Annotated in this window: 23 protein-coding genes and 2 pseudogenes; 4 read left to right on the top strand and 21 right to left on the bottom strand. The window is 43.9% G+C overall.

Annotation, left to right across the window (positions count from 1 at the left end; genetic code table 11):
- Positions 1-97: 97 nt before the first annotated feature.
- From AC4CV5_RS05345 to mcpB, 5 genes and pseudogenes are all read right to left on the bottom strand, one after another.
- Positions 98-2086, bottom strand: a complete 1989-nt coding sequence (locus AC4CV5_RS05345) for a methyl-accepting chemotaxis protein (RefSeq protein WP_490922183.1) — start codon at positions 2084-2086, stop codon at positions 98-100.
- A gap of 112 nt (positions 2087-2198) precedes the next feature.
- Positions 2199-3149 carry a methyl-accepting chemotaxis protein gene (locus AC4CV5_RS05340; RefSeq protein ID WP_373923100.1) on the bottom strand — a complete coding sequence of 317 codons (951 nt, stop codon included), beginning with the start codon at positions 3147-3149 and terminating at the stop codon, positions 2199-2201.
- Positions 3144-4184, bottom strand: a pseudogene (locus AC4CV5_RS05335) (cache domain-containing protein); the annotation flags it as partial. The gene AC4CV5_RS05340 and the pseudogene AC4CV5_RS05335, both read right to left, overlap by 6 nt.
- A 122-nt stretch (positions 4185-4306) precedes the next feature.
- Positions 4307-6298, bottom strand: a complete 1992-nt coding sequence (tlpA, locus tag AC4CV5_RS05330) for a methyl-accepting chemotaxis protein TlpA (RefSeq protein ID WP_490922182.1) — start codon at positions 6296-6298, stop codon at positions 4307-4309.
- A 177-nt stretch (positions 6299-6475) separates the two neighbouring features.
- A complete protein-coding gene (gene mcpB, locus AC4CV5_RS05325) occupies positions 6476-8464 on the bottom strand; it encodes a methyl-accepting chemotaxis protein McpB (RefSeq protein WP_490922181.1) in 1989 nt (662 codons plus the stop codon).
- 158 nt (positions 8465-8622) lie between these two features.
- Here mcpB and AC4CV5_RS05320 point away from each other — a divergent pair, with 158 nt between their 5' ends.
- A complete protein-coding gene (locus AC4CV5_RS05320; protein WP_166848994.1) occupies positions 8623-9360 on the top strand; it encodes a protein-glutamine gamma-glutamyltransferase in 738 nt (245 codons plus the stop codon).
- Between the two features lie 12 nt (positions 9361-9372).
- On the opposite strand, the gene AC4CV5_RS05315 is transcribed toward AC4CV5_RS05320, so the two are convergent.
- The 8 genes and pseudogenes from AC4CV5_RS05315 to AC4CV5_RS05280 form a co-directional block, all read right to left on the bottom strand.
- Positions 9373-9627, bottom strand: a complete 255-nt coding sequence (locus tag AC4CV5_RS05315; protein WP_166848990.1) for a hypothetical protein — start codon at positions 9625-9627, stop codon at positions 9373-9375.
- A gap of 24 nt (positions 9628-9651) precedes the next feature.
- Positions 9652-10683, bottom strand: a complete 1032-nt coding sequence (locus AC4CV5_RS05310; protein WP_490922180.1) for a nitronate monooxygenase — start codon at positions 10681-10683, stop codon at positions 9652-9654.
- 13 nt (positions 10684-10696) lie between these two features.
- Positions 10697-11095, bottom strand: a complete 399-nt coding sequence (locus AC4CV5_RS05305; RefSeq protein ID WP_490922179.1) for a secondary thiamine-phosphate synthase enzyme YjbQ — start codon at positions 11093-11095, stop codon at positions 10697-10699.
- Positions 11055-11199: pseudogene (locus tag AC4CV5_RS05300) on the bottom strand (hypothetical protein). Before AC4CV5_RS05300 ends, AC4CV5_RS05305 begins: the two are co-directional and overlap by 41 nt.
- Positions 11200-11213: 14 nt before the next feature.
- A complete protein-coding gene (locus tag AC4CV5_RS05295) occupies positions 11214-12878 on the bottom strand; it encodes a glycoside hydrolase family 13 protein (protein WP_490922178.1) in 1665 nt (554 codons plus the stop codon).
- Between the two features lie 124 nt (positions 12879-13002).
- Complete coding sequence (locus tag AC4CV5_RS05290) at positions 13003-14295, bottom strand: hemolysin family protein (protein WP_248602137.1); 1293 nt, start codon at positions 14293-14295, stop codon at positions 13003-13005.
- 43 nt (positions 14296-14338) lie between these two features.
- The gene (locus AC4CV5_RS05285; protein WP_003220791.1) at positions 14339-15016 is read right to left on the bottom strand and encodes a zinc metallopeptidase; all 678 of its coding nucleotides are present in this window, start codon (positions 15014-15016) and stop codon (positions 14339-14341) included.
- Between the two features lie 44 nt (positions 15017-15060).
- Positions 15061-15324, bottom strand: coding sequence for a YuzI family membrane protein (locus AC4CV5_RS05280; protein ID WP_490922177.1), 264 nt, complete (start codon positions 15322-15324; stop codon positions 15061-15063).
- A gap of 46 nt (positions 15325-15370) precedes the next feature.
- Here AC4CV5_RS05280 and mstX point away from each other — a divergent pair, with 46 nt between their 5' ends.
- Both mstX and AC4CV5_RS05270 read left to right on the top strand, forming a co-directional pair.
- Positions 15371-15703, top strand: a complete 333-nt coding sequence (mstX, locus tag AC4CV5_RS05275) for a biofilm formation protein MstX (protein WP_222141938.1) — start codon at positions 15371-15373, stop codon at positions 15701-15703.
- Positions 15700-16683 carry a potassium channel family protein gene (locus AC4CV5_RS05270; RefSeq protein ID WP_326221970.1) on the top strand — a complete coding sequence of 328 codons (984 nt, stop codon included), beginning with the start codon at positions 15700-15702 and terminating at the stop codon, positions 16681-16683. The genes mstX and AC4CV5_RS05270 overlap by 4 nt, the downstream gene beginning before the upstream one ends.
- Here the strand turns inward: AC4CV5_RS05270 and AC4CV5_RS05265 are convergent.
- The 5 genes from AC4CV5_RS05265 to AC4CV5_RS05245 all read right to left on the bottom strand — a co-directional run bounded on the left by AC4CV5_RS05265 (position 16680) and on the right by AC4CV5_RS05245 (position 21478).
- The gene (locus AC4CV5_RS05265) at positions 16680-17084 is read right to left on the bottom strand and encodes a YugN-like family protein (RefSeq protein WP_003220782.1); all 405 of its coding nucleotides are present in this window, start codon (positions 17082-17084) and stop codon (positions 16680-16682) included. The genes AC4CV5_RS05270 and AC4CV5_RS05265 overlap by 4 nt on opposite strands.
- A 60-nt stretch (positions 17085-17144) precedes the next feature.
- The gene (locus AC4CV5_RS05260; protein ID WP_490922214.1) at positions 17145-17516 is read right to left on the bottom strand and encodes a hypothetical protein; all 372 of its coding nucleotides are present in this window, start codon (positions 17514-17516) and stop codon (positions 17145-17147) included.
- Between the two features lie 58 nt (positions 17517-17574).
- Positions 17575-18927 (bottom strand): glucose-6-phosphate isomerase, encoded by a 1353-nt coding sequence (locus tag AC4CV5_RS05255; protein WP_490922176.1) that lies wholly within the window; start codon positions 18925-18927, stop codon positions 17575-17577.
- 111 nt (positions 18928-19038) lie between these two features.
- Positions 19039-20211 (bottom strand): iron-containing alcohol dehydrogenase, encoded by a 1173-nt coding sequence (locus AC4CV5_RS05250; RefSeq protein WP_490922175.1) that lies wholly within the window; start codon positions 20209-20211, stop codon positions 19039-19041.
- A 103-nt stretch (positions 20212-20314) separates the two neighbouring features.
- The gene (locus AC4CV5_RS05245; protein ID WP_166848973.1) at positions 20315-21478 is read right to left on the bottom strand and encodes an iron-containing alcohol dehydrogenase; all 1164 of its coding nucleotides are present in this window, start codon (positions 21476-21478) and stop codon (positions 20315-20317) included.
- A gap of 230 nt (positions 21479-21708) precedes the next feature.
- On the opposite strand from AC4CV5_RS05245, the gene AC4CV5_RS05240 reads away from it, so the two are divergent.
- Entirely contained in the window at positions 21709-21945 is a 237-nt protein-coding gene (locus AC4CV5_RS05240; RefSeq protein WP_003220771.1) for a DUF378 domain-containing protein, read from the top strand.
- A gap of 205 nt (positions 21946-22150) precedes the next feature.
- Here AC4CV5_RS05240 and yugI read toward each other — a convergent pair whose 3' ends face one another.
- The 3 genes from yugI to AC4CV5_RS05225 all read right to left on the bottom strand — a co-directional run bounded on the left by yugI (position 22151) and on the right by AC4CV5_RS05225 (position 24406).
- Positions 22151-22543 (bottom strand): S1 domain-containing post-transcriptional regulator GSP13, encoded by a 393-nt coding sequence (yugI, locus tag AC4CV5_RS05235; RefSeq protein ID WP_124044441.1) that lies wholly within the window; start codon positions 22541-22543, stop codon positions 22151-22153.
- A gap of 201 nt (positions 22544-22744) precedes the next feature.
- Complete coding sequence (locus AC4CV5_RS05230) at positions 22745-23905, bottom strand: aminotransferase (RefSeq protein ID WP_490922174.1); 1161 nt, start codon at positions 23903-23905, stop codon at positions 22745-22747.
- Positions 23906-24406 (bottom strand): Lrp/AsnC family transcriptional regulator, encoded by a 501-nt coding sequence (locus AC4CV5_RS05225; RefSeq protein ID WP_166848968.1) that lies wholly within the window; start codon positions 24404-24406, stop codon positions 23906-23908. It abuts the gene before it with no gap.
- Between the last annotated feature and the right edge of the window lie 5 nt (positions 24407-24411).

Raw genomic sequence — 24411 nt, 5'->3', positions numbered from 1 at the left:
ATTATATATTATTTTTGTTTATTTTTGAATTATTTTTGTTTACTTTTGTTTTTTAACAAAAAAAGAAAGCAGCAGGATATGCCGCTTTCTCTTTCCATTACGATTCAATTTTAAATTTCTTCGTGATGTCCTGAAGTTCTTCTGCCATGTTTGCTAATGTTTCAGCTGAAGAGCTGATTTCTTCCATGGACGCAAGCTGTTCTTCTGCCGAAGCTGCGATGTCTTGAATGCCAGCTGAGCTTTCTTTCGCCACTGCAGAAATGTCTTCAACCGCACTTGACACTTCCTGTGATCCAACTGACAGCTGTTCAACCGTCGCATTCAGATTTTGCAATTCGCCGGAAATTTGGGTTGTCATCTCGTAGATTTGTTTAAAGCTTTCCGCTGTTTGGTCAGTAATCTGCAAGCCTTCCTTCACTTCATGATTCACAGATTGGAACATCGAAAGTGAAGTGCTGATTTCTCTGACAATCTCTTGAATTAACCCTTCAATTTCCTTGGCAGAGTCCGCTGATTGTACGGCGAGTTTTCTGACCTCTTCCGCAACTACCGAGAAGCCTCTTCCGTATTCTCCCGCTCTTGCCGCCTCAATCGCGGCATTTAATGCCAGCAGGTTGGTTTGATCAGCAATGCCGTTAATCACATTCAAGATGCTTGTGATGTCTTGCGATTTTGTTTCAAGACCCTTCACCACCGCTTCCGCTTTTTGAACGGATTGGTCGATTGTTTTCATTTGGCCGACTGTGTGCTCCACCAGTTTTTCTCCGCTGCCCGCTGCCTCAGAGGACTGGATCGATGATTTCGTAATGGTTGAAGAGGCCTGAGCCACTTTTGAAATCCCGTCGTTCATTTGAGAAAGATGGTTTGAGCTTGTTTCCAGTTTCTCGCTTTGCGCCTCGTTACCATCTGAGAACTGTTCGATAGCAAGTGTAATATGTTCGGTTGCCTTGCTCGTTTGGGCCGCGCTTGCCGTCAACTCTTCAGAAGATGAAGCGACGTTTTCTACAGACGTTTGAATAACGCCGATCACAGAACGCAATGAGGCAGACATTTCGTTAAAGCTTTCGCCAAGCTGTCCAAACTCGTTTTTCGAGTGAATATCAATGACTTCTGTCAGGTCTCCGCTGCTGATTTTCGCGGATGTTGAAACCAGTTTTCTTAACGGCTTGGTAATGGCATTGATAATAAAGAAAATAAGTATGCCGCCGATCACAAGTGACACGCATAGAATGATGATTGCTGTGTTCAGAACCGGGCTTGAAGCATCTTGCAATTCACTGACAAAGTACGTACCCGCTATTTTCCAGCCTGTCAGTTTATTTGTCGTAAAGGCCATTTTCTTTTCTTTGCCTTCAAAAGTATATTCAAATGAGCCTTCTCCTTTGGAATATACTTGGTTTGTCCAGTCGCCGGATCCAGTTGTCCCAGGCTTAATTGTCGGATGGGCGATATATTTTTTGTTGCCCGTTGTAATAAATGCAAAGCCGTTTTTGCCGATTTTGATTCTCTGTGAAGCAGTAAGGACTTCATCCAGATTTAAATCAAGTGCTATAACCCCTGAACCGTCTTTTAATTGTTTTGAAATTGTGACAACCATATCCCCTGTTGCTTCATCAGTATACGGTTCTGAGAAAATAGCCTGTCCTTTTTTCGCAACAGCTTGTTTGTACCAATCACGTCCTGTCGGATCGAACCCTTTAGGAATGCCGCTATCCGGATATTTGTAAAGCTTCTTATCTTCTGAAGCAGCATAGATTGCGCCTACATCGGCATTCAATGTAGTGTACTGCTTAAATTTCTCATTCAGTGAGGTTTTATTTTTCCCTTGTAATATATCTTTATCGATCGTCTCACTGTAATAATCAATTGCCTTTACTTTATTATTCAATTTGTTTTGCAGCGTGCTGTTGAGTTCTTCAACGTTCCCCATTGCACTATTCGTAAGTTCCCTGTCCAGTGCGTTCCAAGCTGATTGATAACTGAAATATGCTAAAACCCCAACCGGCAAAATAAGCACTGCCAGAAATGCAGCGATAAGCGGTTTGCTGATCGATGGCTGTTTAATCCATTGTGTAATTTTTCCCATTCTAGTTGACTCCTCCTTTAAGCTAAATCTAATATCGTCAAACTAGGATAAAAGGTTTAATAAAAAAACTAAAAAAAACACCCAAGTGCTAAGGCTTGGGTGTTTTGGCTTACTATTCGATTTTGAATCGTTTTGTCATATCGCGAAGCTCTTCCGCCATAGACGAAAGGGTTTCTGCTGACGAGCTGATTTCTTCCATGGAAGCAAGCTGCTCTTCGGCTGACGCCGCGATATCTTGTATATGAGCCGAGCTTTCTTTTGAAATCGACGCAATGTGCTCGGACGCTCCAGAAACTTCCTCGGAGCTGGCAGAAAGCTGCTGAACCGTCGCACTCATGTTTTGCAGTTCGCCGGCGATTTGGTTCGTCATTTCAGAAATGCGTTTAAAGCTTATTTCTGTTTTATCTGTGATGTCAAGGCCTGTCTGCACCTCTTGATTGACAGACTGGAACATGCCGAGAGATGTATTGATTTCCTTCACAATTTCGATGATTAATCCTTCAATCTCTTTTGCTGAATCTGCTGACTGAACTGCCAGTTTTCTTACTTCTTCCGCTACAACGGAGAAGCCGCGGCCGTACTCGCCTGCACGTGCCGCTTCAATTGCTGCGTTTAAGGCAAGCAGGTTCGTCTGGTCTGCGATACCATTAATCACACGCAAAATATTGGTTATATCTTTCGATTTCGTTTCCAATCCGCGCACGACTTGTTCTGCTTCTTTAACTGACTTGTCAATGACGTTCATTTGGCCGACGGTTTGATGAACAAGCTTTCCGCCTTCACTTGCAATTTCTGTTGACTGAACAGATGAATCTGTGATGACTTCAGAAGCTTGAGCCATATTCGTCAATCCGTCATTCATTTGATAAATGTGCTCTGCTGCGGTTTCAATGTTTTCGTTTTGTTTTTCATTGCCGTTAGAAAATTGTTCAATCGCCAATGTAATGTGCTCTGTTGCCTTGCTCGTTTGCGCGGCTGATGCAGTCAGTTCCTCAGAGGAAGCGGCAACATTGTCCACGGAATCCTGGATAGTGTGGATGAGAGAACGAAGTGACGACGCCATATTGTTGAAGCTTTTGCCGAGTTCGCCCAATTCATCTTTTGAACGGATATCAATGGTTTCCGTCAAATCTCCCTCGCTGATCCGCTTAGAGGAACCGACAAGCTGTTTCAGCGGCGTTGTAATCGACCGAATGATCAATGTCATGACGATAATCCCTATGATAATCGCTGCGGCTAAGACAATTAAAGCAATGTGAAGGACAGGCTGGGCTGCCTCATGAATTTCATCCAAATACATGGTGCCGCCCACTTTCCATCCCGTTAGCTTATTTGTGTCAAAGGCCATTTTTTTCTTATCGCCGTCCATGGTGTATTGAAAATCGCCTTTATCCGCATTTAGCACCTTGTCGAGCCAGTCGCCCTTCAATTCAGTTCCTGAGGTTTCATTAGGATGGGCGACAACCTTTTTGTCCTTCGTCATGATAAATGCGTAGCCTTGTTTGCCGATGTTGACTTTTTTGGTTGTTTTCAACAGATTTTCGATCGTCATGTTGATTGCGATAACGCCTGAACCATCTTTTGTCTGTTGAGCAATTGTTACAACCATTGTGTTCGTAGAGGCTGTTTTATACGGGTCTGTCACAACGACTTTCCCTTTATTCGCAACCGCTTTTTTGTACCAGTCGCGTTCAACCGGGTTATAATCGCTCGGCATCTGAAGATCCGGGTAACGGGTAAAGCGCCCGTTTTTGTCACTTGTATAAATGGACTCTACATCTTTATTAATGCTGATATATTGTGAGAATTTCTCTGCAATACTTGCATTGCTTTTAGCATTATACCTCTTTTTTGTCAGCCATTCGCTGAAGTAAGCAGCGCTGTTTTCTTTTTCACCGATGCTGGTGTTAATGGTTTCGTTTAATTGCTGTACATTTTCTAAGGCGCTCCCCATCATCTGCCTGTCGAGTGAGCTGCTTGCCGATTGATACGCAATGGCCGCCAATATGGCAACCGGTATGATGAGAATCGACAGAAAGGAAACGAGAAGCTTCCGTGTAATAGATCTTTGTTTTATCAGTTGGAGTATTTTTTTCATCATTCATTTCTCCTTTTTTATGCTACCCTTCATATCGGCAGGAAATGGGTAAATATATACATTAAAAAAGAAGAAATTCAACAAAAGTAACTAATTTCCCATAAATAGATAGTTGTTTAGACCTATTCCTTGTCCACTTTAAATCGTTTTGTCAGATCACGGAGTTCTTCAGACATTTTTTCAAGCGTCTGTGCTGATGAACTGATCTCCTCCATGGATGCCAGCTGTTCCTGGGCTGATGCGGCGATATCTTGGATGCCGTCCGAGCTTTCTTTAGAAATGGCTGTGATATCATTCGAAGCAGCGGAAATTTCTTGAGCTCCCGCTGACAGCTCCTCAACCGTCGCATTCATGTTTTGCAGTTCGGAAGCAATTTGATTGGTCATGTGCGATATATGTTTGAAGCTTTGTTTCGTTTCGCCTGTCATGACAAGCCCTGTTTCAACTTCTTTATTCACGGACTGAAGCACGTTCAATGATGTGTGAATTTCTTTCACAATTTCGCTAATCAGTGATTCAATTTCTTTTGCCGAGTCAGCTGACTGTACCGCGAGTTTTCTCACTTCCTCAGCGACAACAGAGAAGCCCCGGCCGTATTCTCCCGCTCTGGCCGCTTCGATGGCGGCATTTAAAGCTAAAAGATTGGTTTGGTCCGCAATGCCGTTGATGACACGCAAAATATTCGTGATATCCTTTGATTTGATTTCCAGCCCCTTCACCACATGTTCCGCTTCTTTTACTGAGTGATCAATCGTATTCATTTGGCCGGCTGTTTTCTGTACGAGTGTCTCACCCTTGCTTGATACTTCTGTTGAATCTGCGGATGTTTCCGTAATCACTGCGGCAGCCCGCGCCAATTCAGCCAATCCGTCGTTCATTTCATTAATTTGTTCGGTTGTCTTCTCAATTCTGTCGCTTTGGCTTTCACTGCCGTTTGAAAATTGCTCGATGGCCATCGTAATATGCTCAGTGGCTCTGCTTGTCTGGTCAGCGGATGCAGTCAATTCTTCTGATGATGAAGCAACATGTTCTACTGAATCTTTGATGCCGTGAATGAGTGAGCGAAGTGAGTAGGCCATATGATTGAAGCTCTGGCTCAGAACGCCGAGTTCATCTTTTGAATTGATTTCTATCGTTTCGGTTAAATCGCCTTCACTGATTTTTTCAGCTGATGCTACAATGCGTCTCAATGGCTTTGTGATCGATCGAATCACAAAATAAATCGCTGTAATTCCAGCTGCGATGGCAATCGCCAGTACGATTGAAGCCATGGTCAGAACTTTGCTTGCAGCATCGCGGATCTCGTCCGCATACATCGTGCCGCTTATTTTCCAGCCTGTTGTTTCGCTTGTGGCAAATGCCATTTTCTTCGCTTTGCCTTGGTATGTATATTCAAAGTCGCCGCTTTTATTTGTGTAGAGCTTATCAACCCAGCTCCCCTTTAACTCTGTTCCCGCTTTTTCTCCGGAGTAGGCGATGACTTTTTTGTTTTGGCTTAAGATAAAAGCATAGCCTTCTTTGCCGATATTGATTCCTTTCGCTGTTGTGACCAGGTCATCAATTTTCATATCTATGGCGACAACGCCTGATCCATCCTCCGTCTGGCGGGCGATGGTGACGACCATTTTTCCTGATGAAATAGATTCATAAGGCTCAGTGACGATTGTTTTGCCTTTATTAACCATTGCTTCTTTGTACCAATCTCGTTCTAAAGCATTAAAGTCACTCGGCATGTCTGCATACGGATAACGTGTGAATTCCCCATCTTTACTGCTGGAAAATACCGCAGCGACATTGTCATTCATTTGGATAAATTGTTTAAATTCCTGTTTCATCTCTGTTTTCTTTTTATCCTTAAACTTATCTGCTGTAGCCCACTCGCTGAAAAACGCGAGGCTTTTTTCAGTCGTGCTGATTTTATCGTCAATGATATGATCTAATACTTGAACGTTTTCCTTTGCGCTTTGCGTCATCTGGATATCAAGAGAGGCAACTGCTGATTGATATGCGCTTACCGAAAGAGCGGTAATGGGAACAATTAAGATCAGCAGGAAAGAAATAATAAGTCTCCTGGCAATCGATGACCTGCGAATAGTGGTAAGTGTTTTTTTCATTTCCTTTTGAACCTTCTTTCAATAATTTACAAGTTATATCGGCGGATCTTCCTTTATATTACATTGAAAATGAAGGTAAAAATGAAAAATAGTTCTAAAATCACCGAAGACACTAGTGCTTTATTATTATTTACTGCACGAAAAAAACAGCGCCTGGATAGCGCTGTTTTTCTGCTTTTATTCGATTCTGAATTGCTTCGTCAGATCACGAAGCTCTTCTGCCATCTGCGCAAGAGTGGTCGCTGATGAACTGATTTCTTCCATAGAGGCAAGCTGCTCCTCGGCAGATGCGGCAATGTCTTGGATGCTTGCTGAGCTTTCTTTCGACACATCGGCAATGCCGCTGACTGCTTCTGAAACATGCTGTGAACGGCCTGACAGCTGTTCGACGGTGGAATTCATCGTCTGCAATTTGCCCGCTATTTCGTTTGTCATGCTGAAAATGCTCTGGAAGCTTTCTTTTGTATTGTCTGTGACAACGAGTCCAGACTGTACTTCTTGATTCACTGCTTTAAACATATGAAGAGAGGTTTCGATTTCTGCTACGATTTCTTGGATCAGCTTTTCGATTTCTTTTGCTGAATCAGCTGATTGAACAGCCAGTTTTCGCACTTCCTCCGCTACGACAGAGAAGCCGCGTCCTGATTCTCCGGCACGCGCCGCTTCAATGGCCGCGTTTAATGCCAGCAGATTTGTTTGGTCAGCGATGCCGTTGATGACTCTTAAAATGCTTGTGATGTCTTTTGATTTTCCTTCTAAGCCTTTGACCACAGCTTCAGCCTGCTGAACCGATTGATTAATCGAGTTCATTTGTCCGACTGTCTGCTGGACAAACTTTTCACCCGTTCCGGCGATTTCCGTTGATTGGATAGACGCCTTTGTAATATCTGATGATGTTTGTGAGACTTGCTGGAGCCCTTCATTCATTAAATTCAGCTGATGAGAGCTGGAATCAACCTTTTCGCTTTGCTCCTCGTTTCCGTTTGAGAACTGCTCAATTGCCATCGTGATGTGCTCGGTGGCTTTACTTGTCTGTCCGGCAGATGCGGTAAGCTGTTCGGACGATGCGGCCACATTGTTCACCGAGTCCTGAATAGCGCTGATCAGTGAACGGAGAGATTGTCCCATTTCGTTGAAGCTTTCCCCAAGCTCTCCAAGCTCATCTTTCGAACGGATTTCGATCGTTTCTGTCAGATCCCCGCTGCTGATTATTTTCGATGATTGAACGAGACGTTTTAACGGTTTTGTAATCGAACGAACGATAAACAGAATTAAAACCCCGCCTGCCGCAATGGAAGCGATCAGCACGATCATGCCTGTTATGAGCACAGACTTTGAGGCATCCTTGATTTCACTCATATACATTGTGCCGGCTATCTTCCACCCAGTCAGTTCATTTGTTGTATATGCCATCTTTTTATCTTCGTTATTCAAAGTATACTGGAGTTCACCGCTGTCATTAGCATACATTTTTGTTACCCAGTCTCCTGACAGCTTTTCTCCAGCCTTATGGTCCTGGTGGGCGACATATGTTTTGTTTTTCGTTGCAATGAAAACATAGCCTTCTTTTCCGACCTTGATTTGCTTCATCTGTTCTAACAATTTATCAATGGTAATGTCCATGGCGACAACGCCAGATCCGTCCTTCAGCTCCTGTGCAATGGTAATGACCATGCTTCCGTCATTCGCCGCCACGTAAGGATCTGTCACGACAATTTCACCGCCGGCCTTCATCGCATCTTGGTACCAAGGTCGTTGTCTCGGATCGTATCCATCCGGTAATTTTTCTTTAGGCGCTTGTACATAGGTGCCGTTTTCTATGCCAGCATAAATTCTGGCCACCCCTTGATTGATAGAAACATATTGCGAAAATTTGGTTTTAATCCCTTCTTGATTAGACTTTCCTTTGAATGCGGAGCTTTTAAGAGATTCACTGAAAAAGGTGACCGCTTTCGCTTTTGCTCCCAGATCATTTGTAACAGTTGTATTAAATGTATCGACACTGCTTTTCGCATTTCCCATAATTTCCTGATCCAGCTTTCCGCTGGCGCTTCGGTAAGAACTCAATTCCAATATAAGAATAGGGATAATAAGAATCGCAATAAATGAAACGATTAATTTTCTTGAGATAGACGGTTTCTTCAGCCAATTGATAAAAGTCTTCATGTCCAGTTTCTCCTTCAGGTTTGATACAGTATATATCGGCTGCTTAAAAAAGTTTTAAAATAAAAAATGGAAGAAGATCTTTTTCGGCTGTCTTCTGTCTTTTAGCTTTCATTGCCCAAGCCCTGTGCATATCTTATAAAAAACAAGGGGGGCTAAAAATGATTATTGTATCCGGACAATTGCTCCGTCCCCAAGATGTTGAAAACTGGCAGATTGATGAGAATCTAAATCCTCTGTTAAAAGAAATGATTGAGACGCCTGTTCAGTTTGATTATCATTCAATTGCAGAACTGATGTTTGAGCTTAAACTGCGGATGAATATCGTCGCAGCGGCAAAAACGCTGCACAAAAGCGGAGCGAAGTTTGCCACTTTTTTAAAAACATACGGGAATACAACGTATTGGAGAGTTTCACCGGAAGGCGCCTTGGAGCTGAAATACAGAATGCGGCCTTCAAAAGCAATTCGGGACATAGCTGAGAATGGCCCGTTCTACGCGTTTGAATGTGCGACCGCGATTGTTGTCATTTATTATTTGGCCTTGGTCGATACAATCGGGGAAGAAAAATTTGATGCCACCTTTGACAGAATTATTTTATATGACTGGCATTATGAGAAATTGCCGATATATACGGAAACAGGACATCACTTTTTTCTCGGAGATTGTTTATATTTTAAAAACCCTGAATTTGATCCGCAAAAAGCGCAGTGGCGAGGCGAAAATGTGATTTTACTGGGAAAAGATAAATATTTTGCCCATGGTCTTGGAATCTTAAGCGGGCAGCAAATTATCGATAAGCTGAATTCGTTTAGAAGAAAAGGAGCTATACAGCCAGCCTACCTTCTGTCTCAGGCGACCAGACTGGATGTTCCGTCTCTTTACCGCATTGTCCGCTAAAAACCCCATCGCCTATTTTCGAGACGATGGGGTTTCAAATGCTTTTCGTTTTCGATAAAAAGGGGCTGTGCCGAAAAACTGGTTCGCAGCCCACTCCATTTTTTCAAGGTCATTTCTTGTCACGATTGGATCTAGGCTGCTCCATTTGATGAAGCGGACAAAATAGTAGCCTTTGATAGGAGCCATGGTAACTTTTGAGTGAGGCCAGCCTTCAAATACAAACTCAATTTTCCCTCTTTTTTTATAAGAATATTGAAGAATGTTCATCACCTGTCACCTCTGTTTATCAAGTTACGTTCGGCAAAGCTCGGCTAACAGCGTTTTTACATCAGCGGGCCCGTTAAGCATTCCGACAGATTGCCCTGCCCACAGGGACATATATCCGGAATCTTTTTCACTGGCTGCGTGTTTTCTCATCGGCTTTGTTAATGTGTTTTGCAATGGATAAGGAAGCGCGTTTGCCTCCTCTTCTTGCTGCTCTTTCATCCATTGATTGACTATACCCCGTGCAGGCTTACCCGAAAACAATGAGGTGAGGCGCGTGTCTGTTCCCTGCGCTTTTTTTAATTCTCCTCTGTACACTTTTGATACTATACATTCCTCACACATGAGAAATGGCGTCCCGACCTGTACGCCCTGGGCTCCGAGACAATGAGCAGCTTGGACGCCGCGCCGGTCGGCAATTCCGCCTGCCGCGATCACTGGAACGGAAACGGCGTCTGCCGCTTGGGGAATGAGCGACATGAGGCCAAGTGTTGATTCTCCGCTGACCGGCAGAAAAGACCCGCGGTGGCCGCCCGCTTCGCTTCCTTGCAGTACGATGATGTCCATTCCGCGTTCTTCAAGCAGAACGGCTTCCTGCGGAGTCGTAGCTGTCCCGATGAGACAGCAGCCATTTTTCTTTAACGCATGAATGCTTTCATCCGGCGGAATGCCGAACGTAAATGAACAGGCTGTTACATTGTGTTTGAGAATAATGTTAATTTTTTTATGGAAGTCCTCCCATTCTTCTTCCTCTGAAGAGAATGAAGGAGCCTGTTCGGCGTACGGAATTTTGTTTTTCCAAGTTTGAACGATGTCCTCATCCGGTTCTTTTCTGCTTTCCGGAACAAACACATTCACCTGGAATACCCGATCAGTCAGCTGCTGCATCTCAATGATTTGCTTTTCAAGCATGTCGGGACTGAGATATCCGGATGCCAGACTTCCAAGCGCACCTTCATTTGACACAGCGGCTGCGAGGACGGGCGTGACAAGCCCTCCGGCCATTGGCGCTTGGATAATAGGTTTTGTCAGCGATAATGCTTTCATCCATTCTGTCATGAAACCCCTCCTGTTACCCCATAATTTTGATATAACAACTCCGTGTACGCGGGCCGTCAAATTCACAGAAATAAATGCCCTGCCATGTTCCAAGAATCAGCCGGCCGTTTTCAATAATGACTTGCTGTGAAGCTCCCACCGTACTCGACTTCATGTGTGCAGCTGTATTGCCCTCCATATGGCGGTCGAGCTCGTGTTCCCACGGATACACCTCATCAAACCTTCTGAGCATATCTTTTTTGACGTCCGGATCGGCATTTTCATTAATTGTAATGCCCGCTGTCGTATGAGGACAGTAAATCAGTGCCGCCCCGCTCGTTACACCAGTTTCTTGAAGAAACGCTTCCACCTCGCGTGTGATTTCAATCATTTCATCTCGTCTGTTCGTTTTGATTTGCATTGTTTTCAGCATTTGTTTCTCCTTTCATTAATCCGCTCTATTTGCTATTTCGTTCTGTGTTCTTTTTTTCCTGTTAAACCGCTCTCATAAACCTGATAAAAAACAAAAAACTCCAGTCTCACGCTGGAGTTTAGCGCCATACATATATTCTTGCTTCATACGGTTTTAACAGTACTGATGTCATGTGCTTGTGACTCTCTGTTTCAACATTTGACAATACGAGTGCGTCTGATGACAATGGTAACCCGGAGTGCTTGAATAAAGCTGGCGTTCCTGTCAGATTGGCCGTAATCAGTGCAGTATGGCTCTCGTTTTTCCGAAGATACGCAAAAATTTGCTGATCTTCCGGTAAAATGAGCTCGTATGTCCCATTAATAAAAACATCGAATATTTGGCGCAGATTGATCAGGCTTTTGTAAAAGTGGTATACGGATGTTTTGTCGTTTTTTTGAGCCTCGGCATTCAGCCATTTGCAATTCTCATTGATTCCGATCCACGGTCTGGCCTCAGAAAATCCGGCGTATGGATCAGCATTCCATTGCATAGGTGTTCGTGAATTGTCCCTTCCCTTTTTCCAGACAATCTTCATGACGTCTTCGTGTGATGCGCCTTTCGCCGTTTCTATTTCATACAGGCGTTTCATGGCGACGTCATCATAGTCCTCAATAGATGGAAATGCCACGTTTGTCATACCAAGTTCCTGTCCCTGATAAATAAACGGTGTGCCTTTCATGAGAAAATAGACAGAAGCAAGCGCTTTTGCACTTTCTTTCAGGTACACTCCGTCGTCTCCCCACACAGAAACTGAACGGGGCTGGTCGTGATTTTCCATAAACAAAGCATTCCAGCCGATCCCTTCAAGACTGTCTTGCCAGTCAGTTAGAATTCGTTTGAAGGAAACGATGTCAATGCTTTCATTGATCTCTACATCCCACAGGCCGAGATGTTCAAATTGAAAAATCATGCTGAAAATGCCGTTTTTTTCTCCAGCCCATTCAGCCGCTTCCTTTGCAGCGACACCGTTTGCCTCACCGACTGTCATAATCGGATAACGGGAAAATGTGTTTTCTTTCAGCTCTGTTAACAAATCCATTATGCCGTCAGCATTCATATGATAAGGAAAGGAAGGTACGCAATCCAGCCCTTTTGGATTCGGCATATCGGGAAGCCCTTCTTTTTTCTTAATATGCGTAATGGCATCCACCCGAAATCCGTCAATTCCTTTATCAAGCCACCAATTCACCATGTCGTAAACAGCATTTCTCACCTTTTCATTTTCCCAATTCAAATCAGGCTGTTTTTTATCAAAAAGGTGAAGATAATACTGGTTTGTCTTTTGATCATACTGCCATGCCGGCCCGCCGAAAATGCTTTCCCAATTGTTCGGCGCTTTTCCGTTTTTGCCATCCTTCCAAATATACCAGTCGCGCTTTTCGGAGTGTATGGAAGAACGGGATTCAATGAACCACGGGTGTTCGTCGCTTGTATGGTTCACGACAAGATCCATAATCAGCTTCATGCCCAGCCCATGAATGTCATCAAGCAGCTGGTCGAAATCCGCCATAGTGCCGAAATCGCTTAATATGTTTTTATAGTCCCTGATATCATATCCGTTATCAGCATTTGGCGAATCATACAGCGGGCAAATCCAGATGACGTCAGCGCCCAGCTCTTTTATGTAATCAAGCTTGGATCTGATTCCTTGAATATCTCCGATTCCATCGCCATTTGAATCTTTAAAACTGCGGGGGTAAATTTGGTAGACAATCGATTCCTTCCACCAAGCCTTTTTCATACAGCCACTCCTTCCTAAGTGTGCGGTCTATATATCTTATGTAGAAAAAAGGCTTTACAGCATTGCTTTTTCCGAATACCATCAGCGGTCATAAAAAAACAGCCGCTCAATCTTCGGCTGCTTTTTATAAAAAGTCGGTTTTTTTAATTTCTACAAAACGGATATGATGATCTTCGGCATCGAGGATTTTAAATTCACACCCCTCCGCGTGTATTACATCTCCTGCTTTCAGCTCCATTTTTTGCGTCAGAAGCCAGCCTGCAATCGTATCAATTTCTTCGTTTTCAATCGCAATGTCAAATAGATCGTTTACTTCGTCTATTAACGCTTTTCCATCCATCACATAATGATGCTCGCCTTTTTTCAAAATATGAGGCGTTTCATCCTGGTCATATTCATCGCGGATTTCCCCGACGATTTCCTCGATTATATCCTCGACAGTGACAAGCCCTGCCGTTCCGCCGTATTCATCTACGAGAATGGCCATGTGAATCCGCTCCTTCTGCATGCGGATCAAAAGCTGCTGAACAGGGATGCTTTCAATAACTCTGATGACAGGCCTCATGATCTGCTTCAGCTTAATCGGCTGTCCGAGAAAATAAGCTTTAAACATATCTTTGCTGTTGATGATCCCTAAAATATGATCTTTGTCTTCTTTAATGACAGGGTAACGTGTATACCGTTCATTTATGATGTGATGAATCGCCTCTTCTAACGACTGCTCCAGAGAGATGACCGCAATTTCTGTCCGCGGAATCATAATCTCTCTTGCTACCCGGTTGTCGAATTCAAAAATCTTATTTACATAGCGGAATTCTGACTGATTGATTTCTCCCTTTTCATAGCTTTCTGAAAGGATCAGCCTCAGTTCCTCCTCGCTAATGACAACCTCATGCTCCTTCACTGAATGAAAGCCAAATAATTTTACAAGAAAGCTTGCTGAGCCGTTCAATGCTTTAATAAACGGATACGTGATTTTATAAAACCAGATCAGCGGCTTTGCAATCCATAAACTGACAGCTTCAGCCTTTTGAATGGAAACCGTTTTCGGGGCAAGCTCACCCATTACCACATGCAAAAAAGTGACGATGATAAATGCAATTACAAATGTGACAATGTGGTTAAACGGTTCCGGTATGCCTGTCGCTGTAAATAAGGGATGAAGAATGCGTTCAAATGTCGGTTCACCAAGCCATCCAAGGCCGAGGGCTGTAATCGTAATCCCGAGCTGGCAGGCTGATAAATACTCGTCAAGATTGGAGATGATTTTATGTGCGGCAAGCGCCCGGCTGTCACCGCTTTCGATGAGCTGATTGATTTTTGAACCTCTGATTTTGACAATCGCAAATTCCGCTGCAACGAAAACAGCCGTAATGCCAATCAAAACAAAAATGGCGATCAATTGTAAAATAATCAAAAAAAGCCCTTACCATAAATGGTAAGGGGCCACCTCCTTAACGTTAATTCTCATTACGACCGTTTAAGAAAATCATCACAAAGCGAAGAAGTTCAAAGAGGGAAACCAGGGCGGCAGCCACATACGTTAAGGCAGCGGCGCTCAGCACTTTATTTACCCCATTCTCTTCATTGTTCCGGATGAATCCTTCTGACACAATAATTTGCTTCGCGCGCGAACTTGCATTGAATTCGACAGGCAATGTAATCAGCTGGAAAAAGACAGCGGCTGAAAATAGAATGATGCCAAGCCCGATCAAATTCAGGCTGCCGAGAAGCATACCTCCTAAGAAAAGCATAGGAGCTACACCGGATGCAAAATTCACGACTGGGAAGATTTTATGTCTCAGCACAAGCGCACCATATGACTCCTGATGCTGCAAGGCATGTCCGACTTCATGGGAAGCTACGGAGATGGCGGAAATTGAGCGGCCGTAATAGACCGGCTCAGATAAACGCACCACCCGTCTTGTCGGGTCGTAATGGTCTGTTAAAGTGCCTCTTACCGGTTCGACCGGCACGTCGTAAAGACCGTTTATATCTAAAATCCGTCTTGCCGTTTCTGCCCCTGTACGTCCGCTTGAGGCTTCCACTTTTGAATATTTTTCAAAGTTGCTCTTCACTTTAAATTGTGCCCAAAACGACAATCCCAATGCGGCTATTGTTAAAAATATAAACAGCATTTTTCATCATCCTTTTTCCAAGATCAAATCTTTCTTTATTACAATTATTTTAATGAGTTTTCTTTCTCCTGTACAGAAAAGCGCTTCTTCTTCCGGCTCGGAGCACACATTCCAATCAGCAGAAAGAGCAGTCCTGCTGAAAACAAATAAAAGGCAAAACTGCCGATCAGCTCTTGCAGAAAGCGAAGCCAGGAAAAGCTGCCGGAAAAGTGATTATATGAATTCAAATCGAAAATAAACAAAATCACCGCGGATGCTGCCAGCTGCGTACCGATCAAAACCACGATCGTTCTTTGAATGATCGTCATCTGTTTTCATCCTTTTTGTTTTAGTTTATGGAGAAATCCGTTTTATATGTTTTGTTCATTTTTTGATAAACATCACCGGAAGTGGGACATACTGTTAAAAAAAAGCACGGGTGTGATGGAAGCCATGAAAGTGACGAGTGAGGAAAGGGAACAGCTGAGCACAGCAATCGACCGAATGAATGAAGGTCTGGACGCATTTATTCAGCTTTATAATGAATCGGAAATCGATGAGCCGCTTATTCAGCTTGATGATGATACCGCCGATTTAATGAAGCAGGCTCGAGATATGTACGGCCAGGAAAAGCTAAACGAGAAATTAAATACGATTATCAAACAGATTTTATCCATCTCATTATCTGAAGAAGGAGAAAAAGAATGAAATCAAATCGGATATTTATTTCATGGCTCAGGTGGCCGTTATTTATCCGAATCGGGGTTATTATTTTATTTCTGATTCTTTTGTTTGGCCAAATCATTTATATTCTTGAGCCGAAGCAGTTCACTTCAGTGTTTGAGGGCATTTGGTGGGCTGTCGTTACGGTTTCGACTGTTGGCTACGGAGATTATGTGCCGCACACGCCGCTGGGACAGGCGGCTGGAATATTGCTGATTTTGAGCGGAGCAAGCTTTGTTACTGCATATTTCGCCACTTTATCAGCGGCCGCATTCAGCAGACAGCACCGTTACATCGAAGGAAAGGTCGCTTACAAAGGGCGCGGCCACATTATATTGATCGGGTGGAATGAAAAAACAAACCGGCTGCTGAAGGACTTGCAGCTTGCGGCTCCTTCCAAGACGGTTGTATTGATTGATGAATCCTTAAAACAAGGCCCGCTTATCGAAAACGTCCATTTTATACGCGGGCACGCTGCCGAAGATGAGACACTGAAACGGGCCAATATTACTGAAGCGGAATCAGTGATGATTACAGCCGACCAGTATAAAAGTGAAGCTGAAGCAGATATGCTGTCAGTGCTGATTCTTTTATCAGTTAAAGGGCTTAACCCCCTTGCTTACTGCATCGTCGAGATTTTGACTGACCGGTTTGTCACCAATGCGGAGCGGGCAGGCGCTAATCAAATCATCGGTACTTCAGAATTTATCAGCCGGGCGATGCTGCAGCATTACCAAATCAAAGTACGGCCGTCTAAGCAGAACGAAATCAATCTGACACTTGATCAGCATGTGAAGCTTCTTCCTGTTCCTGATGATCTAAGGGGAGCCGCTTACAAAACGTGTGTCCTCTATTTTCTTGATCACAACACAACAATTATCGGCGTACAAAAAGAGGAAGGGCCGATGATTTCCCCTCCTCTAACATACAAGGTGCTCGAAACAGATCAATTCCTTGCGATCTAATGCAGCAGAACATCCTCCAATTCTTTCACAAGGGAGGCGCCGATATCCAAATACGCCGGATCAATTTCCGCGTCGCGCCTTTCCGGCTCGGAAAATTGATTAAACAGCGATTGGAACGGCCCTCCCTCGGCATAGTCATCAAGGTCCGCCTGAAACACCTGCCTCAGCATAAACGGCGTTCCGATCCGGACGGCCGCTCCTCGTTCATCGAGACTGCCCTGAACCGCATTGACTGGAATCCTTAAAAACAAATAGCCATTTGTATCATCAATTTTATAATCAAAGTAGCCGTGATCGTATTCCCAGCCGCCGTTTATCACATAACCGAGCGGCTTCATTACTTGTTCCAATTCTTGAAGCAGAAAAGACTGTCCATCTATCGCGGAAGGTATTGTAATCATCAAAAATGCCCCTTTTTCACTTATCCTGTCCTGCCGAACAAGACTTCATTCAGAGGCGAACTACATGGAAATCGTTGTTTCTTTCGTGCGGCCAACAAAAAAGAAAGCGCATTCAATTAAAAAGTAAACAGCCATTGCCGCAGCAAGCCCTACAGCCGATTCCCATGAGATATAAACAACTGCGGCATAGAGTCCTAATTTAGTGAAAAGAGCATGAGATCTTTTTAAATTCATCATCCGGTGTACCGCATCGGTAAAAAGCGCAAGCGGCAAACCAATAAGAAGAAAGGCGTGGATGAAAAAGTGTGATAGCGTGCCGCCAAAGCTTGAAGAAAACTCTGTATACACGGCATCAAAGGAGATAAGGATACTTAGAACAACCGCAGAAAAACCGGCAATGATGAGATGTTTAACCATTTGTTTCATGAACATCAGCACCTTTCTGATTTTATAAAAAGCCGACCGGCAAATGCCAGTCAGCTTTTCCACATTAATCTTCCAGACGTTTTTCAAGCTCTGCTTTTTTCTCTTCAAAGCCAGGTTTGCCAAGCAATGCAAACATATTGACTTTATATGCCTCTACTCCAGGCTGGTCAAACGGATTGACGCCAAGGAGATAACCGCTCATCGCACAGGCTTTTTCGAAGAAGTATACAAGGTATCCAAAAGTATATGCATTCAGCTCAGGAATGTTGACGATTAAGTTCGGAACATTTCCGTCTGTATGAGCAAGCATCGTGCCTTGGAACGCTTTCTTGTTAACGAAATCTATCGTTTTTCCAGCTAAATAATTTAAGCCGTCAAGATCGTTATCCGCTTCTTCGATTGTCAGCTCATGTTTAGGTTTCTCTACATTCAGTACTGTTTCGAATAAATCTCTGCGGCCTTCCTGTACATACTGGCCTAATGAATGAAGGTCTGTTGAATAGTTAGCTGAAGAAGGATAAACGCCCTTCTCATCCTTCCCTTCACTTTCTCCGAACAGCTGCTTCCACCATTCTGCAAAGTATTGAAGCGCCGGTTCGTAGTTGATGAGCATTTCAATTGTTTTGCCTTTATTATAAAGCACATTTCGTACGACCGCATATTGGTATGCAGGGTTTTCCTCCAATTCAGATGTTGCAAAATCTTTGCTCGCATCCAGTGCGCCTTTCATCATGTCGTCAATGTTGACGCCGCTGACAGCAATCGGCAAGAGGCCTACAGCTGTTAATACAGAATAACGGCCGCCGACGTCATCAGGAATGACAAATGATTCAAAGCCTTCTTCGTTAGATAGCGTTTTTAATGCGCCGCGCTCCTTATCAGTTGTCGCGTAAATCCGCGCTTTCGCTTCTTCTTTGCCGTATTTCTCTTCAAGAAGCTTGCGGAAAATGCGGAAAGCGATTGCAGGTTCAGTTGTCGTACCTGATTTAGAAATCACATTAATAGAGAAGTCAACATCTTCAAGAAGATCCATGACATCTCTCATATAAGATGAACTGATGTTGTTTCCGATGAAAATCACTTGCGGATTGCCGCGTTTTGCTTTTGGCAAAGTGTTGTAAAACGCGTGATTAAGCGCTTCAATCGCAGCCCGCGCCCCAAGGTAAGAACCGCCGATGCCGACAACAAGCAAGACATCAGAGTCAGATTTGATTTTTTCCGCGCTTTTTTTAATGCGCGCGAATTCTTCTTTATCATAATGTTCAGGGAGGTCCACCCAGCCTAGAAAATCGCTGCCAGCGCCTGTTTTTTCATGAATATTATGGTGTGCTGTTTTTACAAAGTCCCGCAGGTATGTAAGTTCATGTTCGTTGAAGAAAGTCAACGCTTTTGAGTAGTCAAAGCGTACATGCGTCATTGCTTGTCCCTCCATAACGGTATAATGTTTTCATCTTTCACTTTATATGAACTTATCTGTGAAATCAAGTCAAGAAGAAAGGGCGGAATGACTGGATTCCGCCCTCTGGGTTTATAGAGACGCGCGAAGGATGGCGAGCACGTCATCTTTGTTCAGTTTTTGGAAGTTGCCGAAGCCGCCGTGTTCCATTTCTTTTGCTGCGATATCAGCAATCAGCTCAAGCTTTTCTTCTCCGATATTGTAATCGGCAAGACGGGAAGGCGCGCCGAGGCTTGTCCAGAATGCAGACAGCTTGTCGATGCCTTCAAGCGCAATTTCTTTATCTGTTTTGCCTTCAGGATCAATGTCAAACATGTTGAGCATGAGGTTTTTAAAGCGGCCGACATTTGTATCAAGCGTGTATCTCATCCAGTTCGGAAATAGAATCGCAAGTCCGCCCGCATGCGGAATATCATACACAGCTGAAACAGCGTGTTCCATTGTATGAGAAGCCCAGTCGCCAAAGTAGCCCATTTGGAGCGTTCCGTTTAAAGCGATTGTGCCTGCATACAAAATCGTTTCACGGTGCTCGTAGTTTTCCAGATCTTCAAGAAGCTTAGGAGCTGTTTCGATGACCGTCTGAAGAACCGCAAAGCACATTCTGTCCTGAAGCGGCGTGTTTTTAACATTATGGAAGTATTGTTCAAATACGTGGCTCATCATGTCAACCATGCCGTATACTGTTTGGTTTTCTGGGACAGTGAATGTATTTTCAGGATCTAAGATAGAGAAACGCGGATGAGTCACATTGCTGCCCCAAACATATTTCTCGTTTGTTTCCCAGTTTGTAATCACGGAATCAGGATTCATTTCAGAACCTGTCGCAGCAAGGGTTAAAACAGTTCCGAACGGCAGCGCACTTTCTGCTGTTACTTTTTTGCTGAAAATAGCCCAAGCGTCGCCGTCGTATTTTACTCCGGCAGCAATCGCTTTTGTGCAGTCGATGACACTTCCCCCTCCGACAGCAAGCAGAAAATCAATGTCATGCTCTCTGCATAGGGCTATGCCTTTTTCAACTGTCGCAAGACGCGGGTTCGGCTCTACACCTGACAGCTCATGAACAACAGCGCCTTCTTCTTTTAAAATGCCTGTAACTTGATCATAGAGGCCGTTGCGTTTAATGCTGCCGCCGCCGTAGACAAGCAGCACATTCTTGCCGTATTGTTTTAATTCTTTTCTTAATTGTTCAATCTGACCTTTTCCGAAGATCAGCCTCGTCGGATTATAATAAGTGAAATTTTCCATTGTAAAACCTCCAAAATGATGCTGGTAAAAAACAGATTTTCCATTGTAACATAAGTAGACAAAAAGAAAAAGGGAAGCAGCCTAACGGCTGTTTCCCCTTTTTTTATAGAGATGCTTTTAAAATGGCAAGCACATCTTCTTTGTTAAGCGATTTAAATTGGCCGAATGTACCGTTAGCCATAGCCTTGTCAGCAATTGTATCAAGCTGCTCATCATTGATATCATAATCAGCAAGACGGTTCGGAGCGCCAAGGCTTGTCCAGAATGCAGACAGCTTATCGATACCTTCAAGTGCGATTTCTTCATCGGTTTTACCTGCTTCTTCAACGCCAAACACGCGAACTGCAAGCTGTTTCATGCGGGCAGGGTTTTCAGACAATGTGTGTCTCATCCAGTTCGGGAACAGAATCGCCAGTCCGCCGGCATGCGGAATGTCATAAACGGCTGATACTGCATGTTCAATATTATGAGTTGCCCAATCCCCTCTTGCACCCATAGAAAGCATGCCGTTTAATGCAATTGTTCCTGTGTATAGGATCGTCTCACGCAATTCGTAATTTTCGAGATCATCGATCAGCTTAGGTGCTGTTTCAATGACTGTGCGCAGAAGTGATTCACACATACGGTCCTGATACGGCGTGTTTGATACATGATGGAAGTATTGTTCGAATACGTGGCTCATCATGTCAACCATACCGTAGATCGTGTGATTTTTAGGAACGGTGAACGTATTCACCGGATCAAGAATCGAAAATTTAGGGAATACGAGCGGGCTGCCCCAGCCGTATTTTTCTTTTGTTTCCCAGTTTGTAATCACCGAGCCTGAGTTCATTTCAGAACCAGTTGCAGCGAGAGTCAGTACAGTTCCGAATGGCAAAGCATCCTTCGGCTGATGTTTTTTCGTGACGATATCCCACGCATCACCATCATACTTCGCTCCTGCGGCAATCGCTTTTGTACAGTCGATTACACTTCCGCCTCCGACAGCCAGCAAGAAATCAATGTTGTGTTCTTTGCAGATGGCAACACCTTTATTAACAGTCGACACACGCGGATTCGGTTCTACACCTGCTAATTCATGCACGGTCACTCCGGCTTTATTTAGCTGTTCTATCACTTGATCATACAGACCGCTGCGTTTAATACTTCCGCCTCCGTAGATAAGCAATACGTTTTTCCCGTAAGGTTTGAGTTCCTCCGGAAGTCTTTCCACTTCTCCGCGCCCGAAAATTAATTTGGTCGGATTCCAGTATGTAAAGTTTTGCATGACATCTCCTCCTTAGATTTTTTATTATGCAGAATGTCCTCACTACATGTAAAGCAATCAGCTCTCGCCGGCCAACATATCGCATGGTTTTATATGGCAAGATGCTGGGAAAGAAACTGATATAGGTGAGGGCAGACAAGTTTCCCTCAATATGGAGAATGCATGTATAGATTCTCCAATATGTCACAATCTATAACTGTTTTAATAATTCATGGAGGAGGTTGCAAAACATGAGTACCATTCAGAGAATTTGTCTTGTTTTAACAATCATTGGCGCTATTAACTGGGGACTGATCGGATTTTTCCAATTTGACTTAGTAGCGGCCATCTTCGGCGGCCAAGGGTCAGCTCTTTCCCGCATTATTTACGGACTTGTCGGAATCGCCGGCTTAATCAACCTCGGTCTGCTGTTTAAACCAAACGAGGAAAGATCACGTGAAGAGGCAGCAAATCCTGAAATGCGATAGGATAAAAAAGCACCGAACATTCCTGTCCGGTGCTTCAGCGAGTTGACAAACCTTCGCATTCGTTGTCAGGTCTGTGCGTCGGTGCTCACGAATTGTACATTCGCTGTGCTCCAATGCTCGCCCTTCCTAGACTTCAAAGGTTTTCAATCATGCTGAAAAAAGAAACAAAAGCACCGGACATTCCTGCCCGGTGCTTTTTTCATGCTTATTTTTTGATAAGGTCTTTACGGTTGGACATTTCGATCCACTCTTCAAGCTTATCTTTTAATGTGTTGAAACCTTGTGGTGCAGAAGCTTCTTCGCTTACTTGCGCAGCTTTAGGTCTTCTTGGTTTGCTTTCTTTTTTCTCAGGCGCAGCTTGTGTCGCACGAATTGAAAGGCTGATTTTTCCTTTTTCTTCATCAACAGCAAGTACTTTTACTTGTACTTCGTCGCCCACTGAAAGGTGCTCGTTGATATCTTTTACGAAACCGTGAGTCACTTCAGAAATGTGTACTAAACCTTGAGTTTCTTCATCTAATGCAACAAACGCACCATACGCTTGTAATCCTGTAACTTTACCAGTGTAAACACTGCCCACTTCAAATTTTGCTGCCATTCATAACAACTCCTAAGTTAAATTAAATATCTGTTTATACGCAATTTAAAATTATATCACACATGTCTTATTTCCGCAAAGAAAACTTTTTTATAAAAAAACAGGTTTATGCACAGCAAAAAGGGGGTAAACTGAAAATACCAAAGGCTTTCTAGTATTCCCCCCTTTTATTGGATGCGAACAAAAGGTTCGTATCTTTTTTTATGTTGTTTTATGCAGGAAGCGTTTCATTCTAACTAACGCTTCTTGAAGCTGCTCGATCGAGGTTGCGTATGAACAGCGGATGTACCCTTCACCGCTCGGACCAAACACACTTCCCGGAACAACAGCCACTTTTTCCTGCGTCAGAAGCTCTTCGGCAAACTGCTCCGAGCTCATTCCCGTGCTTTTGATGGATGGAAAAGCATAGAAAGCGCCGCCCGGATGATGACAGCTGAGGCCGATTTCATTGAGCGTTTCCACAAACAAATTCCGTCTTCTTCGGTAGCTTTTTTTCATTTTTTCTACGTCTTCCATGCCGTTCTTCAATCCTTCTAAGGCGGCAAACTGCGCCATTGCCGGCGCGCACATCATCGCATACTGGTGAATTTTAAGCATGGCATCCCGAAGCACAGGTGGTGCTGCGGCAAAACCAAGCCTCCAGCCCGTCATCGCGAACGCTTTTGAAAAGCCTGAGATGACAACCGTCCGTTCCTTCATTCCCGGCAATGCTGCTATGCTTGTAAATTCCTCATCATATGTCAGCTCGGCGTAAATCTCGTCAGCTAAGACGATGACTTCATGTTTTTTGGCAAACTCAGCAATTTCATTCAGCTCTTCCTTCGAATAAACCGAACCTGTCGGATTCGATGGCGAGCAGATGAGAATGGCTTTTGTTTTTTCAGTGACCGCCGCTTCAAAATCCGCAGCCGTTGCTTTAAAGCCTTTGTCTGCCGTTGTATGGACATGAACCGGGATCCCGCCTGCCAAAGAAACAAGCGCATCGTACGCCACAAAACACGGCTCAGGAATGATGACTTCCTCACCTGGATTTACAATGGCGCGTATCGCAATATCCAAAGCCTGACTTGCCCCTACTGTCACAATCAGCTCATTGTCTGGCGAGTAGCTAAGGTCAAACCTGCTGCTTAAATAACGGCTGATTTCCTCACGCAATGAGTATAAACCGGCATTTGCAGTGTATGACGTATACCCTTGCTCAAGGGAGAGAATGCTTGCTTCGCGGACATTCCATGCGGTAACAAAATCAGGTTCGCCGACGCCTAAAGAAATGACGCCTTCCATCGTTGCCGCCAAATCAAAGAATTTGCGAATGCCGGACGGCTTTATTTGTTGTACATAGTCAGATAAATACGAAGCCATTTACGGTGACACCACGATTCTTTTGTCGTCGTCTCCTGTTTCAAACACTTTGCCGTCATGCTTGTATTTTTTCAGGATAAAATGAGTTGTTGTAGATACAACTGAATCTAGTGTGGACAGTTTATCTGAAACAAAACGCGCAACGTCAGACATCGAATTGCCGCGAATCACGACAGACAAATCGTATACGCCTGACATCAGGTAAACTGATTCAACCTCTTGGAACCGGTATATCCGTTCCGCCACTTCATCAAAACCGACTCCCCGCTTCGGCGTTACTTTGACATCAATCATGGCTGTGACGCCTTCATGCCCGTCGACTTTTCGCCAGTCAATCATAGCGGAATAATCGATGATAACCTTTTCTTTTTCCAGTTTATCAATAATTGCTTGTACTTCATTTACAGGGATGCCCGCCATCTTTGCGATTGTTTCTAAATCGGCGCGGCTATTTTCGTCTAAAATTTCTAATATTTCTGTTTCTTTTTCTGTCAATTTCATTTGAA

This window comes from Bacillus sp. NS1 (assembly GCF_058248265.1).
This window is presented reverse-complemented; position numbering and strand designations above follow the sequence as displayed.

What these genes read in the sequence shown, in the direction of transcription:
- AC4CV5_RS05345 (WP_490922183.1), bottom strand. Translation starts at nt 2,086, where the DNA reads ATGGGAAAAATTACACAATGGATTAAACAGCCATCGATCAGCAAACCG.
- AC4CV5_RS05340 (WP_373923100.1), bottom strand. Translation starts at nt 3,149, where the DNA reads ATGGCGTCGTCACTTCGTTCTCTCATCCACACTATCCAGGATTCCGTG.
- tlpA (WP_490922182.1), bottom strand. Translation starts at nt 6,298, where the DNA reads ATGAAAAAAACACTTACCACTATTCGCAGGTCATCGATTGCCAGGAGA.
- mcpB (WP_490922181.1), bottom strand. Translation starts at nt 8,464, where the DNA reads ATGAAGACTTTTATCAATTGGCTGAAGAAACCGTCTATCTCAAGAAAA.
- AC4CV5_RS05320 (WP_166848994.1), top strand. Translation starts at nt 8,623, where the DNA reads ATGATTATTGTATCCGGACAATTGCTCCGTCCCCAAGATGTTGAAAAC.
- AC4CV5_RS05315 (WP_166848990.1), bottom strand. Translation starts at nt 9,627, where the DNA reads ATGAACATTCTTCAATATTCTTATAAAAAAAGAGGGAAAATTGAGTTT.
- AC4CV5_RS05310 (WP_490922180.1), bottom strand. Translation starts at nt 10,683, where the DNA reads ATGACAGAATGGATGAAAGCATTATCGCTGACAAAACCTATTATCCAA.
- AC4CV5_RS05305 (WP_490922179.1), bottom strand. Translation starts at nt 11,095, where the DNA reads ATGCTGAAAACAATGCAAATCAAAACGAACAGACGAGATGAAATGATT.
- AC4CV5_RS05295 (WP_490922178.1), bottom strand. Translation starts at nt 12,878, where the DNA reads ATGAAAAAGGCTTGGTGGAAGGAATCGATTGTCTACCAAATTTACCCC.
- AC4CV5_RS05285 (WP_003220791.1), bottom strand. Translation starts at nt 15,016, where the DNA reads ATGCTGTTTATATTTTTAACAATAGCCGCATTGGGATTGTCGTTTTGG.
- AC4CV5_RS05280 (WP_490922177.1), bottom strand. Translation starts at nt 15,324, where the DNA reads ATGACGATCATTCAAAGAACGATCGTGGTTTTGATCGGTACGCAGCTG.
- mstX (WP_222141938.1), top strand. Translation starts at nt 15,371, where the DNA reads ATGTTTTGTTCATTTTTTGATAAACATCACCGGAAGTGGGACATACTG.
- AC4CV5_RS05270 (WP_326221970.1), top strand. Translation starts at nt 15,700, where the DNA reads ATGAAATCAAATCGGATATTTATTTCATGGCTCAGGTGGCCGTTATTT.
- AC4CV5_RS05265 (WP_003220782.1), bottom strand. Translation starts at nt 17,084, where the DNA reads ATGATTACAATACCTTCCGCGATAGATGGACAGTCTTTTCTGCTTCAA.
- AC4CV5_RS05260 (WP_490922214.1), bottom strand. Translation starts at nt 17,516, where the DNA reads ATGTTCATGAAACAAATGGTTAAACATCTCATCATTGCCGGTTTTTCT.
- AC4CV5_RS05255 (WP_490922176.1), bottom strand. Translation starts at nt 18,927, where the DNA reads ATGACGCATGTACGCTTTGACTACTCAAAAGCGTTGACTTTCTTCAAC.
- AC4CV5_RS05250 (WP_490922175.1), bottom strand. Translation starts at nt 20,211, where the DNA reads ATGGAAAATTTCACTTATTATAATCCGACGAGGCTGATCTTCGGAAAA.
- AC4CV5_RS05245 (WP_166848973.1), bottom strand. Translation starts at nt 21,478, where the DNA reads ATGCAAAACTTTACATACTGGAATCCGACCAAATTAATTTTCGGGCGC.
- AC4CV5_RS05240 (WP_003220771.1), top strand. Translation starts at nt 21,709, where the DNA reads ATGAGTACCATTCAGAGAATTTGTCTTGTTTTAACAATCATTGGCGCT.
- yugI (WP_124044441.1), bottom strand. Translation starts at nt 22,543, where the DNA reads ATGGCAGCAAAATTTGAAGTGGGCAGTGTTTACACTGGTAAAGTTACA.
- AC4CV5_RS05230 (WP_490922174.1), bottom strand. Translation starts at nt 23,905, where the DNA reads ATGGCTTCGTATTTATCTGACTATGTACAACAAATAAAGCCGTCCGGC.
- AC4CV5_RS05225 (WP_166848968.1), bottom strand. Translation starts at nt 24,406, where the DNA reads ATGAAATTGACAGAAAAAGAAACAGAAATATTAGAAATTTTAGACGAA.